Annotated in this window: 11 protein-coding genes; 4 read left to right on the forward strand and 7 right to left on the reverse strand. The window is 65.0% G+C overall.

What is annotated here, in order from left to right; genetic code table 11:
* Positions 1–381: a nitrite reductase small subunit NirD gene (gene nirD / locus RRX38_RS01210; RefSeq protein ID WP_295479558.1), complete on the reverse strand. Its 381-nt coding sequence runs from the start codon at positions 379–381 to the stop codon at positions 1–3.
* A complete protein-coding gene (nirB, locus tag RRX38_RS01215) occupies positions 381–2,942 on the reverse strand; it encodes a nitrite reductase large subunit NirB (RefSeq protein WP_295479555.1) in 2,562 nt (853 codons plus the stop codon). The genes nirD and nirB overlap by 1 nt, the downstream gene beginning before the upstream one ends.
* 398 nt (positions 2,943–3,340) lie before the next feature.
* On the opposite strand from nirB, the gene RRX38_RS01220 reads away from it, so the two are divergent.
* Positions 3,341–3,853: a GNAT family N-acetyltransferase gene (locus tag RRX38_RS01220; protein ID WP_295479552.1), complete on the forward strand. Its 513-nt coding sequence runs from the start codon at positions 3,341–3,343 to the stop codon at positions 3,851–3,853.
* The gene (locus tag RRX38_RS01225; RefSeq protein ID WP_295479549.1) at positions 3,843–4,460 is read left to right on the forward strand and encodes a hypothetical protein; all 618 of its coding nucleotides are present in this window, start codon (positions 3,843–3,845) and stop codon (positions 4,458–4,460) included. The genes RRX38_RS01220 and RRX38_RS01225 overlap by 11 nt, the downstream gene beginning before the upstream one ends.
* 133 nt (positions 4,461–4,593) lie before the next feature.
* On the opposite strand, the gene RRX38_RS01230 is transcribed toward RRX38_RS01225, so the two are convergent.
* The 4 genes from RRX38_RS01230 to antA form a co-directional block, all read right to left on the reverse strand.
* Positions 4,594–6,600, reverse strand: a complete 2,007-nt coding sequence (locus RRX38_RS01230; RefSeq protein WP_295479547.1) for a peptidase U32 family protein — start codon at positions 6,598–6,600, stop codon at positions 4,594–4,596.
* Positions 6,601–6,708: 108 nt separating this feature from the next.
* A complete protein-coding gene (gene antC, locus RRX38_RS01235; RefSeq protein WP_295479545.1) occupies positions 6,709–7,734 on the reverse strand; it encodes an anthranilate 1,2-dioxygenase electron transfer component AntC in 1,026 nt (341 codons plus the stop codon).
* A gap of 18 nt (positions 7,735–7,752) precedes the next feature.
* A complete protein-coding gene (gene antB / locus RRX38_RS01240; RefSeq protein WP_295479542.1) occupies positions 7,753–8,244 on the reverse strand; it encodes an anthranilate 1,2-dioxygenase small subunit in 492 nt (163 codons plus the stop codon).
* A gap of 2 nt (positions 8,245–8,246) precedes the next feature.
* Positions 8,247–9,644 carry an anthranilate 1,2-dioxygenase large subunit gene (gene antA / locus RRX38_RS01245; RefSeq protein ID WP_315961166.1) on the reverse strand — a complete coding sequence of 466 codons (1,398 nt, stop codon included), beginning with the start codon at positions 9,642–9,644 and terminating at the stop codon, positions 8,247–8,249.
* 559 nt (positions 9,645–10,203) lie between these two features.
* Between antA and RRX38_RS01250 the strand changes: the two genes are divergently transcribed.
* Together RRX38_RS01250 and RRX38_RS01255 are read left to right on the forward strand one after the other, a co-directional pair.
* The gene (locus RRX38_RS01250; protein WP_295479536.1) at positions 10,204–11,214 is read left to right on the forward strand and encodes an AraC family transcriptional regulator; all 1,011 of its coding nucleotides are present in this window, start codon (positions 10,204–10,206) and stop codon (positions 11,212–11,214) included.
* Positions 11,215–11,310: 96 nt separating this feature from the next.
* A complete protein-coding gene (locus RRX38_RS01255; RefSeq protein WP_315961167.1) occupies positions 11,311–12,000 on the forward strand; it encodes an IclR family transcriptional regulator in 690 nt (229 codons plus the stop codon).
* A 242-nt stretch (positions 12,001–12,242) separates the two neighbouring features.
* On the opposite strand, the gene RRX38_RS01260 is transcribed toward RRX38_RS01255, so the two are convergent.
* The gene (locus RRX38_RS01260) at positions 12,243–13,574 is read right to left on the reverse strand and encodes an MFS transporter (RefSeq protein WP_315961168.1); all 1,332 of its coding nucleotides are present in this window, start codon (positions 13,572–13,574) and stop codon (positions 12,243–12,245) included.
* Positions 13,575–13,580: the final 6 nt, after the last annotated feature.

Raw genomic sequence — 13,580 nt, forward strand, 5'->3', positions numbered from 1 at the left:
TCAGGCCGGCAGGCCGATCTCCACGGCGTCACCGTTCAGCCGCACCGGCCAGCTTGGCAGGTTCTGCTCCGGGTACTCCAGGCAGGTGCCGTCTTCGAGGCGAAAGTGCTGCTTGTACAACGGCGAGGCGATCACCAGCTCGCCGCCCAGTTGGCCGACCAGGCCCCGGCCGATCACATTGGCCCCGGATTTCGGATCGCGGTTGCCTACCGCGTAAAGCGGGCACGGGTTGCCCGGCAGGTAGAACAGTGCGATCTGCTGGCCCTGCAGCCAGGCGACCACGCCGGAATTGGCGACCAGGTCCTGGCGTGAGCACAGGGCCTGCCAGTGCAGGGCTTGCGCGGTTGCGGGTTGGGCATAGGCGACGTTTGTCTGGCTCATCAGACCACCTCCTTGAACAGTGGAATCAGGTTGAGTTCATCGGCTTTCGCCGGGCGGCGCTGCTCGCGTTCACGCACGAAGTGCACGTCCGGGTCGCTGCGCTGGTCGTTGACGAAGGTGCGGAAGCGCTTGAGCTTTTCCGGGTCCTTGAGGGCGTTGGCCCATTCGCATTCGTACCGGTCGACCACCAGCTGCATCTGCGCCTCCAGCTCGGCAGCCAGCCCCAGGCTGTCGTCGATGACCACGGCCTTGAGGTAATCCAGGCCGCCTTCCAGCGACTCGCGCCATACCGAGGTGCGTTGCAACTTGTCGGCGGTGCGGATGTACAGCATCAGGAAGCGGTCGATGTAGCGGATCAGGGTTGCGTCATCCAGGTCAGTGGCGAACAGCTCGGCGTGGCGCGGGCGCATGCCGCCGTTGCCGGCCACGTAGAGGTTCCAGCCGTTTTCGGTGGCGATCACCCCGACGTCCTTGCTCTGCGCCTCGGCGCATTCGCGCGTGCAGCCGCTGACTGCGAACTTGAGCTTGTGCGGCGAGCGCAGGCCCTTGTAGCGGTCCTCGATACGCAGGGCCATGGCCACGCTGTCCTGAACCCCGTAGCGGCACCAGGTGCTGCCTACACAGGATTTCACCGTGCGGGTCGACTTGCCGTAGGCATGCCCGGTCTCGAAGCCGGCAGCGATCAGTTCGCCCCAGATGTCTGGCAGTTCATGCAGTTGTGCGCCGAACAGATCGATGCGCTGGCCGCCGGTGATCTTGGTGTAGAGGTCGTATTTCTTCGCCACAGCGCCAATCGCCAACAGCCCGTCCGGGGTGATCTCGCCGCCGGGGATGCGCGGCACCACCGAGTAGGTGCCGTTCTTCTGCATGTTGGCCATGAAGGTGTCGTTGGTGTCCTGCAGCGGGATCAGCAGCGGGTCGGTGATTGGCCGGTTCCAGCACGAGGCGAGGATCGAACCTACCGCCGGCTTGCAGATGTCGCAACCATGCTCGCCCTGTCCGTGGCGCTGCAGCAGGTCCTCGAAGCGCTCGATGCCCTCCACGCGGACGATGGAGTACAGCTCCTGGCGGGTGTAGGGGAAGTGCTCGCACAGGCTCTTGTCCACGCTCACGCCACGGGCGATCAGCTCGTGCTCGAAGACCTGCTTGAGCAGCGCCGTGCAGCCGCCGCAACCGGTGGCCGCCTTGGTACAGGCCTTGATGCCGGCCAGGTCGCTGCAGCCGTCGTCGATGGCGGCGCAGATCGAAGCCTTGCTGACGTTGTGGCACGAACAGATGGTCGCGGTGGCCGGCAGAGCGTCGGCGCCCAACGCCGGAGCGCCTTCACTGTGCGGCAGGATCAGGCTGGCCGGGTCTTCGGGCAGGGTGATGCCATTCTGGGCGTACTGCAGCAGGGTGTCGTAGTAGCTGTTGTCGCCGACCAGCACCGCGCCCAGCACCTGTTTGCGGTCGGCCGAGACCACCAGGCGGCGGTAGCTGGCGGTGGCTTCGTCGATGTAGCGGTAGCTCACCGCGCCGGCCAGCGCGCCATGCGCATCACCGATGGAGCCGACGTCCACGCCCAACAGCTTGAGCTTGGTGGACATGTCGGCACCGAAGAACGCTTCGGCATCCTGCCCGCACAGCTGCGCGGCCACGCTGCGGGCCATCTGGTAGCCGGGGGCGACCAGGCCGAAGATGCTGCCGTTCCAGGCGGCGCATTCGCCGATGGCGTAGATGTCGGCATCGCTGCTGCGGCAGTGCTCGTCGATGGCCACGCCACCGCGCGGGCCTAGCTCCAGCTGGCACTGGCGGGCCAGGGCATCCTGGGGGCGGATACCGGCGGAGAACACGATCAGGTCGGTTTCCAGGTATTGGTCACCGGTGAAGTTCATGCGGTAGCGGTATTCGCTGCCGGCGCTGATCGACTGGGTGGCACGCGACAGGTGCACACCGACCCCCAGAGCCTCGATCCGCGACTTCAGCGCCGCGCCGCCGAGGTCGTCGAGCTGCACGGGCATCAGCCGTGGGGCGAACTCCACCACATGGGCTTCCAGACCCAGGGACTTGAGCGCATTGGCCGCCTCCAGGCCCAGCAGGCCACCGCCGACCACCACGCCACGACGTGCCTTGGTGGCTGCGGCGCGGATGGTGTCCAGGTCGTCGAGGGTGCGATACACCAGGCGCGAGTCGCCTTCGGCACCTTCGATGGGGGGTACGAAAGGGTACGAGCCGGTGGCCAGCACCAGCTTGTCGTAGGCGAAGCGACCTTGAGCGGTGATGACTTCGCGGCGCGCACGGTCGATCTCCAGTACCGGTACGCCAAGGTGCAGGGTCAGGCCGGGTTGCTGGTACAGTGCGGCGTCGCTCATTGCCAGCGACTCGGCATCACGACCGCTGAAGTATTCGGACAAGTGCACACGGTCGTAGGCGCGCTGGCGCTCTTCACCGAACACATGGATGCGATGTTTCGCCAGGGCGCCGCCGGCGATCAGTTGCTCGACGCAGTGGTGCCCGACCATGCCGTTACCGATGACGATCAGGGTTTGTACATCGTTGTCTGGGGAGCTTGTGCTGTTCATGGCAATTCCCGGCCTAGGCCAATCAGGTTTTTGTGAAGCAAAAAAAAGCGCCCGGAACCGTGAGGTTCCAGGCGCCTTTGCCTGTTCTGGTTATGTGGTGACAGCCTGGCCTCGTTGCCGGTGGCACCTGTAAGCCCTGTGCATCTGTGCCGGAAGGACCGGGCGACAGTGGCGATCGGCATCGACCGGCCTGGGCCGCTGCACCTGCGTGGGTGAGCTTGCCAGGCTTCATGCAGGGGCTGTGCCATATCGAGACGGGCCTGGTGGGCCGGGCTTTGCGCCTGATGGCACGGGTTTGCACACACGGTGGATGCCTTGAATTGGTGCGTGCGTGTGCAGGCATGGAGCAGGGCGGCGATGGGTTACCATGCCGATCTTTGCCAAATCAGGGGCCCTTCATGTCCGAACCGGCCATTCACATTACCGCCGTCAGCCAGGCCGAGGTGCCCGCCACCGTCGCCTTCGTGATGCGCGCCCGAGCCACTCTGTTCCCTACGCTCGACCCCGCCGTGCTGCCCGACGACCTGGCACGTTTCGAGGCGGTCTACCAGCAGGGCGGTGATGCCTGCTTTCTCATCGCCCGCCAGGCTGGGGAAATCGTCGCCGCCATCGGCTACCTGCCGTATGACCATCGTTTCGCGCAACTGGACTATCGCGGCCAGCGCACCGTGGAAGTGCTGCGCTTGTTCGTCGAGCCGGCCTGGCGTGGCGCCGGGCTGGCCAGCCGGCTGTTCGAGGCGCTGGCCGAGAAGGCGCGCAAGCAGGGTATCGAGACCCTGTACCTGCATACCCACCCGTTCCTGCCCGGCGCCATCGCCTTTTGGCAACGCCACGGCTTTACCGTGGTCGATGTCGAGAACGACCCACTCTGGCAGACCACGCACATGGAGAAACGCCTCGATGAGTCTTGATGCCGAACGCTGGCAGCGCCTGTGGCAGGCGCGGGGTGCCGAACCGCCTGTTGGCCGTTTCGCCGCATTGCAGGCCTTATATGCCGAGCCGGGCCGGCATTATCACGGTGCTGCGCACATCCGCGCCTGCCTGGCCGCTCTGGATGAGCTGCATGCCCAGGCCGTGGATGTCGGCCAGGTGGAGCTGGCCATCTGGTATCACGATGCGATCTACGATACGGCACGCCAGGACAACGAGACGCGCAGCGCCGAGCTGGCCGAACTGGACTTGCGCGAGGTGGGCCTGGAGGAGGATGCCAAGGCGGTCGCCGCGCTGATCCTGGCCACCGATCACCGGCATGCTCCGGCTACCGACGATCAGCGCCTGCTGGTGGATATCGACCTGTCGATCCTGGGCGCGCCCTGGCCGGTGTACCAGGCCTATGCCGAGGCGGTGCGCCGCGAGTATGCCCGCTTCCCCGATGCGCTGTACCGTCCTGGCCGTGTGGCGGTGCTCAGGCAGTTCCTGCAGCGTCCGGCCATTTTCACCACGCCCGCCGGCCAGGCCCGCTGGGAAACAACGGCAAGGAGCAACCTTCAGGCCGAGATTCAGCAGTTGGAGGCGTGACAAGGTTGGCTCGGTAGGCTTCAGCCGCGATGGCTGAGCCACCCGCCGTGCAGATGTGGTGAGCGTTCCGGCCTTTTCGCGGCTGAAGCCACTCCCACCCGCCCGGCGTTGGTCGGGGGGAGCGGGCGTTGCCTCAGTGCGGCGCCTGGAAGCGGCGTGCGGTCTTGAGCAGCTCTTCGGGGCTGATGTGTCCGACCACCCCGGCCTTGGCGCTGCCGGGCTGCGGCAGGTCGAGGATGTGGCCCTTCATCTTGCCGATGATGTGCATCTCGCACGGTTTGCAGTCGAACTTCAGGGTCAGTACCTCGTCACCCTGTACCAGCTGCATCGGCGCCACCTTGGTACGCACGCCGGTCACGCCCTTGGCCTGTTTCGGGCACAGGTTGAAGGAGAAGCGCAGGCAGTGCTTGGTGATCATCACCGGCACCTCGCCAGGCTCTTCGTGGGCCTCGTAGGCTGCGTCGATCAACTGCACGCCATGGCGGTGGTAGAAGTCCCGCGCTTTCTGGTTGTAGACGTTGGCCAGGAACGACAGGTGCGACTCGGGGTACACCGGCGGTGGATTGCTCTCGGCCTTGCGCCCGCCACGCGGGTGCGCCGCTACCCGAGCAGCGTCCAGCGCCTCGATGGCTTCGCGGCGCAGCGCCTTGAGCTGCGAGTTGGGAATGAAGAACGCCTGTGGCGCATCCAGCCGCACGTCCTGGGCGTGATAGATCGTGGTGCCCAACTGGGTCAGCAGGTCACGCAGCTGTTCCAGGGCCTGTTCCGGTTTGTTGGCCGCGCCGAACGGGCCGTCGAGACTCACCGAAACCTGCACGTTCTCCTCGCTGGTGGCGGTCAGGGTCAGGCGGTCTTCACGCAGCACGGCGTGCCAGCGGATGCCGATGCGTCGCTCGGCGGAGGTTTTCAGCAAGGCCTGCTGCCAGTTGTGGTCGAGGTTGCGGCTCAGCGGGTGGCTGGGGCGCAGGCGCGAGAGGGCAGCCGGCATCTCGTTGGGTTCGACGCGATAGCGCCAGCGCTTCTCGCCGTCTTCCTCGAACTCGCCCTTCAGCTCGGCGATGTTGGCACGGAAGCCCACCACCTCGCGTTTGACCAGCACGTTCAGGCCGTCACCGTTGGACAGCGGCTCGTGGGTCACGGCGATCAGGTCGCGCTTGTTGACCTTTTCCACGGTGCCCACCGGCAGACCGGTGAAGGTCGGCGAGTCGAAGGCACCGATGTCGATCTTGCGCTCGCTGACGAAATAGTCGGTGCTGCCACGGTGGAAGGTCTTGTCCGGGTCGGGCACGAAGAAGTGCGCGGTGTGGCCGCTGGACGCGCGTGCCAGGTCCGGGCGGTCGGTGAGAATTTCGTCGAGCATCTGCCGGTAGTGAGCGGTGATGTTCTTCACGTAGCTCACGTCCTTGTAGCGCCCCTCGATCTTGAACGAACGCACCCCGGCCTCGACCAGGGCGCGCAGGTTGGCGCTCTGGTTGTTGTCCTTCATCGACAGCAGGTGCTTGTCGAAGGCCACCACGCGACCCTGTTCGTCCTTGAGGGTGTAGGGCAGGCGGCAGGCCTGCGAGCAGTCGCCGCGGTTGGCACTGCGCCCGGTCTGCGCGTGGGAGATGTTGCACTGCCCGGAGAAGGCCACGCACAACGCGCCGTGGATGAAGAACTCGATGGCGGCGTCGGTTTGCTCGGCGATCTGGCGGATTTCCTGCAGGTTCAGTTCACGGGCCAGGACCAGTTGCGAAAAACCGGCCTGGTCGAGAAACCTGGCCCGCTCCAAGGTACGGATGTCGGTCTGGGTGCTGGCATGCAGCTCGATGGGCGGAATGTCCAGCTCCATCACCCCGAGGTCCTGGACGATCAGCGCATCGACACCGGCGTCGTACAGCTGGTGGATCAGCTTGCGCGCCGGCTCCAGCTCATCGTCGTGCAGGATGGTGTTGAGGGTGGTGAAGATCCGCGCGTGGTAGCGGTGGGCGAACTTCACCAGCTCGGCGATCTCGCTGACCTCGTTGCAGGCGTTGTGCCGTGCGCCGAAACTCGGCCCGCCGATGTACACGGCATCGGCGCCATGCAGGATGGCTTCGCGGGCGATGGACACATCGCGGGCGGGGCTGAGCAGTTCCAGGTGGTGTTTGGGTAAGGACATGACGAGCGGAATCCGGGCGCAGGGCAAAGCGCGCATTGTAGTGGCAGCGGCGCGCCACTGCACCCTTCGCCCGGTATTTCGATGGTCGCGGCTGATCGCCGGTCGTGCTCAGGTATTGCTCTCGGTGAATTTCTCGAAGTACAGGTGGCCGTTGTCGATGGCGTTTTCGCTCAGCCAGGTCTTCACCGACTCGACCATCGGCGGCGGGCCGCACAGGTACATGTCGAATGGCGCCTGGCGCAGCGCAGCGGCGTCGAAGTGCTCGGCCAGGTAGCCGCGCCGCCCGTCCCAGGAAGGTTCGGCCTCGCTGAGCACCGGCACGAAACTGAAACCGGGAATGCGTTCGGCATAGGCTTCGATGCGCGCCAGCTCGCACAGGTCGGCCTGCTGGCGCACGCCGTAGTAGAGCGTCACCGGCTGGCCGCAGCCGCCGCGCTCGGCGATCTGGTCGAGCATGCCAAGGAACGCCGACAGACCCGTGCCACCGGCGACCATCACCAGTGGGCGTTCGATCTGGCGCAGGTAGAAGGCTCCCAACGGCGCCTCGAAGCGGATCTCGTCGCCGACCTGGCAGCGCTCGCGGATGTAGTTGCTCATCACCCCGTCAGGCAGCAGGCGAATGAGGAACTGCAGGCGGTTGTCGGCGCTGGGCTGGCTGGCGAAGGAGTACGAGCGCCAGGCGTCGGTGCCGGGAATCTGCAGGCGTGCGTACTGTCCGGGAAGGAAGTCCAGCTGGCGATCGTCGGTGCTGGCGTCCAGGTGCAGGATGGCCGTACCGGCCGACACCTGTTGCACGTGGCAGACCCGGCCGCTGCCCTGCACGGTGCGGTTGGCTCCGCACAGCGAAGAGTCGAAGTCGAAGTAGAACGAGGCGTCGGACTGCACGCGGGTCTGGCAGGTGAGTACCTTGCGCTGGGCCAGGTCCTGTTCCGACAGGGCTTCTTCGTCGACGTAGTCGAGGCTGTAGCTGCCCGACTCGCACCGGCCCATGCAGGTGGCGCACACACCCTCACGGCAGTCCAGGGGGATGTTGATACCGTTGCGCAACGCGGCGTCGAGGAGGATCTCGTTGCCGTTGACGGGGAAGAACAGCGTCTTGCCGTCGGCGAAACTGAAGGCGACCTTGTGATTCATGATTCGGCGTCCGCGCAGTCAGAGGTGATAGAAGTCCAGCACCGAGTTGATGGTGTCGTTGAGCAGCACGACATGCTTGCGGGTGATCACGAAGCTGTCGCCGCTCGGGCGCAGGTCATAGGTGGCGTAGCCGAAGAACTGCTCGCTCTGGCCCAGGCGGTGGTACAGGGTGGTCCAGTTGGCCTTGACCTGCAGCTGGCCGCCCGCCCGTTCGGCAATGCGCAGGTTGCCGATGTTGTGCAGGGTGCGTGGCATCGGGATGGTCGAGGCAGCCTTGCCGGTGCGAATGCGGAACACCCGGTCTTCCAGCCCGGAGCGGTTGGCGTAGTAGATCAGCGACATGCCTTTCTTCGGGTCGCTGGTGTAGCTGTGCTCGGACTCCCACTGCGGCAGGTGGAACTCGCTGTCTTCGCTGAACAGTGCCAGGTAGGCGTCCCAGTCCTGGGCGTCGCACAGCTCGCATTTGCGGAAAAAGAATTGCTCGATCTGGTAGTGCAGTTGCGGATTCATGTTCATACCTCGCGCAGCTTCAGGGGCTGGTCCTGGGCGATCTTGTCCAGGCCTTGCAACAGGAAGCGCTGCCAGTTGTTGTGCTGGTTGACGTACAGGCCTTCATGGGTGAATTCGGTGCCGGTCAGTGCGGGCTGGATGCCGATCGCCTCGCTGTTGGCGGTGGGGCCTTCGACCCATTTGCCATGGCCGCGGGAAATGTCGCTCCAGCGCTCCAGGCGGGCCTGGAAGCCGCGCTGGGCCTCGCGGAACTCCACCAGGTCGTCTGGCGTACCCATCCCCGAAACGTTGAAGAAGTCTTCGAACTGGCGGATACGGCTTTCTCGGTCGGCGTCGGACTCGCCCTTCACGCCGATGCACTGGCTGATGACCTCGGTCTTGTTCCAGGCCACCGGGCGCACGATGCGCAGCTGCGAGCTGATCTGGTCCATGAAGAACAGGCTGGGGTAGATGTTCAGGTTGCGCAGGCGGTGCATCATCCACTCGGCCTTGGCCTGGCCGTACTCGGCCACCAGGCGCGGCATCACTGCGGCATAGCCGGGGCGTACGGTGGGGTTGGGCATGTCGCTGAACAGCAGGCTGTGGCCGTTGTGGAAGGAGAACCAGCCGTCGTCGGTCTGCGCATCGCCGGCACCGAGCTTGCTGTAGTCCAGGGTGCTGCTGGCGCCGCCTTTCTCGGCGTTGACCTGCTGGCGGTGCTGCACGGTGGCCACGTAGTTGTAGTGCACGGTGCTCACGTGGTAGCCGTCCAGGCCGTTTTCGTTCTGCAGCTTCCAGTTGCCGTCGTAGGTGTAGGTCGACTTGCCGGGCAGCACTTCCAGCTCGCCGGTGGGCGACTGGGCGACCATCATGTCGAAGAACACCTTGGCGTCGCCGAGGAAGTCTTCCAGGCTGTCCTGGCCTTCGGCGTCGAGGCTGATGAACACGAAGCCCTTGTAGCTGGCGATGCGCGCCTTCTTCAGGCCACGGGTGGCCTTGTCGAAGCCTTCGGGGTACTCGCCCGGCGCCTTGACCTTCACCAGGCGCCCGTCGCTCTTGTAGCACCAGGCGTGGAAGGGGCAGGTGAAGGTGCTCTGGTTGCCTTTCATCACCCGCGTCAGGGTAGTGCCGCGGTGCTGGCAGGCGTTGATCAGCGCGTGCAGCTGGCCTTCGCCATCACGGGTGATGATCATCGGCTGGCGACCGGCACGCATGGTCAGGAAGTCATGCTTGTTGGCGATCTCGCTCTCATGGCAGGCGTAGATCCAGTTTTTCTCGAAGATCAGTTCCATCTCCAGGTCGAACAGCTCCGGCTCGGTGAACATGTCCCGGGCGATGCGGAACACGCCTTCGGCGGGGCGAAAGTCCAGGCAGCCGTTGATGAAGTCCTTCCACTGATCGACGCTTCTTGTTGGGTTCATGGTCCTGTACCTGTCACATCGGGCGATTCGGCAGGTGCTCGCTGGCACCCTCGGTTGGGGCCATTTAACGAAGCGGCGCGCTACAGGGTCTATCCGCTTTTTTGGCAAACCCGGTCCGTAAATTTCGTTCTGCCAGGGCCTTCGGGCGGGCGCGTATAACACCCGGCGCAGGGCACGTCTTGCCGCTTCCTGCAGCGTCGTTATCCATAAAACGCAGCGCTGGCAGCGCGGCGGTAACAGACTTGTGTCGGGAGTACCCATTCGCGCAACGGCTGGCGCCATTGGCGCGTCGATGCCAGGGGTTGCACCAGGGCAGGTCACGCATCGGCCGGCAGGCTGCCTGAAGGTGCAGCCCAGGCTCTGCGCCGCGGCTGCGGCGCCCGGGCGGGGGTGTGGCGGCAGGCCCCGCCCGATGGCGGACTGTCCGAAAACTTGTCGATCACTATCCGCTTAGTGAGCCTTCCGATGGGTGAACGCGGCGATGGCGTGTCGCTTGCATCGTGCGTCTGTAGATACGCCGCAGAGCGTGCATCGAGAAAAACAGCCTGAGAGTGCCGTGATGACCCCGAAGCCTGAATCACCCTTGCGTGATATCCATGCCGATCATTCCGATCTTGCCGGCGCGCGTTCCTGGATGTCGGATATCTGTGGCCCTCACCACCTGGTGGCCAGCCGCCCGGGGCGCCTGCATTTTCGCCACAGCGCCAGCGTGCTGCGCTCGATGTCCACCACGCTGGGCATCATCGAGTACGGCACCGACGTGACGGTGGACATCGCCGAGCCGCAGACCTTCAACAGCTACAGCGTCAGCCTGCCCCTGTGCGGCGAGCAGGAACTGGTGAAGAACGGCGAGCGCCTGCATTCCAACCGCGACTACGGGATCATCGTCGCCCCCAACGAAAGCCAGGCGCTGAGCATCGCCGGCGACTGCCGCAAGCTGCAGGTGGTGATCAGCCGCACGGCCATGACCAAGACCCTGGAAGACATGCTGCAACGCCCGGTCAGCGAGCCGTTGCGCTTCACCGCTCGCATGGACGCGCTGAGCGGCGCCACCGCTTCCTGGTGGCGCATGGCCCGGCATTTCATTGAGGAAATGGAGCAGGGCGAGCTGTACCATCAGCCGCTGTTCAGCCGCGACCTGGAGAGCGCGCTGGTCAAGGGGCTGATTCTCGCCCAGCCGAACAACTACAGCGAACAGCTGCGCGAGAACCTGGAGGTGCGCCTGCCGCACTATCTGCTGCGTGCCCGTGACTACATCCACGCGCATGCCCGCGAGGAACTGCACCTGGAGCACATCGAGGCGGCCTCCGGGGTGTCGCGCTTCAAGCTGTTCGACGGCTTTCGCCGGCATTTCGGCCTGTCGCCCATGGCTTACCTGAAGAAGTACCGGCTCAGCGCGGTACGCCAGACCATCCTCGAGGACCGCAGCGGGCGCAATATCTCGGGTATCGCCATGGAGTGGGGCTTCAATCACCTGGGGCGCTTTTCCAGTGAATACCGCAAGCTGTTCGACGAAACGCCGAGCATGACCCAGCAACAGGCCGAGCGGCATCGCCCCCGCGCGCATTGACCGGGCCGCCCATGGCGGCAGACGACCTCTTTGACGGATAATCCCCGGCCATGTCGCCCTGGCCGGACTCCAGGGTTATGCGAATCGAGGTTTGAGATGGTGAAAGTTAAACCGCGTCCAGCGGTGAATGGAGTGGCGTCTGCTGACCGGGTACTGACCGTACTGACTGCCTTTCGCATCGGCGATAGCGCGTTGGGCCTGGCCGAACTGGCCGAGCGTACCCAGCTGAACAAAAGCACCATCATGCGCCTGATGGTGTCGCTGGAAACCCACGGGCTGATCAACCGCATGGCCGACGGCCGCTACCAGCTGGCCAGCGAAGTCATGCGCCTCAATGCGGTGTACCAGGATGCCCTGGACCTGGAACGGCATATCATGCCGCTGCTGCACCAGTTGACCGAAGGTATCGGCGAAACGGCATCCTTCTACGTGCGCCATGGCGCCTACCGTCTGTGCCAGTACCGGGTCAACTCGCAGCACAGCCTGCGCCTGCACCTGCAGCCTGGCGACATGCGACCGATGGACAACGCGGCCGGAGCCCAGGCGCTGCGCACGCCGTTCGACAAGGGCGCAACGCTGGAGACGGCGTTCTATTCCTGCGGCGCCACCGATCCCCATGCGGCGTCCATGGCCCTGCCGGTCTACGATGCACAGCACGAAGTGATCGGTGCCCTGGTGGTTTCCGGCCCGGCCAGTCGCCTGACCGAGGAATATGCCCGCAGTGTGCAGGGCCAGTTGCATGACGCGGCGCAGACCCTGATGCGCAGCCTGGGGTGCAAGGGCTGAGCAGGCTTTTTCGCGGCTGAAGCCGCTGTTGCCGGGTAGCGTGGGGCGGGGGAGAGACGGGTGGGACCGGCTTTAGCCGCAATACTGGTCAGTTAAACCGGGTAAGAGCGGCTTCAGCCGTGAAGCGACCGCATGTTCACAGCAGGTGCAGTGAATTTCCTGGCGCTTTCGCGGCTAAAGCCGCTCCTACCGAGCCACATGACGCCTAACTGACCCGTCTGGGCTTTTGCTTGGCAATGGCCTCAGCCAGCGTTGAGCGGTTTGTCTTGTGCGGCGGCGGCTTCGGCCTGCCGCTTGCGGCCCATCACCACCACCATGAAACCACCCAGGGCGCACAGCGCCGCCAGTGGCATCAGTGCCAGCGAGTGGCTGCCGGTGGCGTCGTGGATCGCGCCGTAGACGTTGACCATCAGCCCGCCACCGATCAGGTTGGCCATCGCACCGATGGCGGCCAGGCCGGCCGCTGCGGTGGACGACGACAGCCAGCCGGAAGCCAAGGCCCAGAATGGGCCTTTCATCGAATAGGCGCCGATCAGTACCAGGCTGAGCATCACGACAGTGAGGGCCAGGTTGCTGGTGAACAGGGTCATCAGCAGGCCGGCGGTGATCATCAGCAGGGTACAGGCGGTGTGCCAGCGCCGCTCACCGGTGCGGTCCGAATTACGTCCCCAGACGATCATCAGCACCGAGGCCAGGCCGTAGGGAATGGCGTTGACCAGGCCGACTTCCATGGAGGTCAGGCCGAACGACTTGAGCAGTTGCGGGCCCCACACGCTCAGGGTGCTGCCGGCGGCCGATGCGCCGGAGTAGATCAGCGCCATGATCCAGATGTCCTTGTGGCGCAGCAGTTTCCACAGCGAGATATGGCCGATGGCGGTCTTCTTCGCGCCTTCTTCGGCCAGGCGGCCGGTCAGCCAGCCGCGTTGCTCGTCACTCAACCAGCGCGCCTGTTCAGGACGGTCGGTGAGCACGAACAGGCAGGCGATGCCCAGCAGCACGGCGGGAATGCCTTCGAGAATGAACAGCCAGTGCCAGCCGCGCATGCCCATCCAGCCGTCCAGGCTCAGCAGCAGGCCCGACAGCGGCGAACCGACGAAGTTGGCCGCCGGAATCGCCACCATGAACAGCGCCACCAGGCGGCCACGGTAGGCCGAAGGCAGCCAGTAGGTGAGGTACAGCAGCACGCCGGGGAAGAAGCCGGCTTCCGCCGCGCCCAGCAGAAAGCGCATCACGTACAGCGACTGGGCACCTTGCACGAAGGCGGTACCCGCGGAAATCAGGCCCCAGGTGATCATGATCCGGGCGATCCAGATCCGCGCGCCGAACTTCTGCAGGGCCAGGTTGCTGGGCACTTCCACCAGAAAGTAGGCGAAGAAGAACAGGCTGCTGGCAAAGCCGAAGACCTTGGCCGACAACGCCAGGTCCTGGTTCATCTGCAGCGAGGCCATGCCGATGTTGCCGCGGTCGATGATCGCGATGAGGTAACAGACGATCAGGAACGGCAGCAGCCGCCAGGTGACGCGGCGCATGGTCGAGCGTTCGAGCTCGCTGATCGGTTCGGTGACTGAAGTCATGGGACT

This window comes from Pseudomonas sp. DTU_2021_1001937_2_SI_NGA_ILE_001 (assembly GCF_032463525.1).
In the GTDB taxonomy this organism is placed as follows: Bacteria; Pseudomonadota; Gammaproteobacteria; order Pseudomonadales; family Pseudomonadaceae; genus Aquipseudomonas.

Coding starts and splice junctions, on each gene's coding strand:
- antC (WP_295479545.1), bottom strand. CDS start 7,734: ATGAATCACAAGGTCGCCTTCAGTTTCGCCGACGGCAAGACGCTGTTC.
- nirB (WP_295479555.1), bottom strand. CDS start 2,942: ATGAACAGCACAAGCTCCCCAGACAACGATGTACAAACCCTGATCGTC.
- RRX38_RS01230 (WP_295479547.1), bottom strand. CDS start 6,600: ATGTCCTTACCCAAACACCACCTGGAACTGCTCAGCCCCGCCCGCGAT.
- RRX38_RS01225 (WP_295479549.1), top strand. CDS start 3,843: ATGAGTCTTGATGCCGAACGCTGGCAGCGCCTGTGGCAGGCGCGGGGT.
- RRX38_RS01250 (WP_295479536.1), top strand. CDS start 10,204: ATGACCCCGAAGCCTGAATCACCCTTGCGTGATATCCATGCCGATCAT.
- antB (WP_295479542.1), bottom strand. CDS start 8,244: ATGAATCCGCAACTGCACTACCAGATCGAGCAATTCTTTTTCCGCAAA.
- nirD (WP_295479558.1), bottom strand. CDS start 381: ATGAGCCAGACAAACGTCGCCTATGCCCAACCCGCAACCGCGCAAGCC.
- RRX38_RS01255 (WP_315961167.1), top strand. CDS start 11,311: ATGGTGAAAGTTAAACCGCGTCCAGCGGTGAATGGAGTGGCGTCTGCT.
- RRX38_RS01220 (WP_295479552.1), top strand. CDS start 3,341: ATGTCCGAACCGGCCATTCACATTACCGCCGTCAGCCAGGCCGAGGTG.
- RRX38_RS01260 (WP_315961168.1), bottom strand. CDS start 13,574: ATGACTTCAGTCACCGAACCGATCAGCGAGCTCGAACGCTCGACCATG.
- antA (WP_315961166.1), bottom strand. CDS start 9,644: ATGAACCCAACAAGAAGCGTCGATCAGTGGAAGGACTTCATCAACGGC.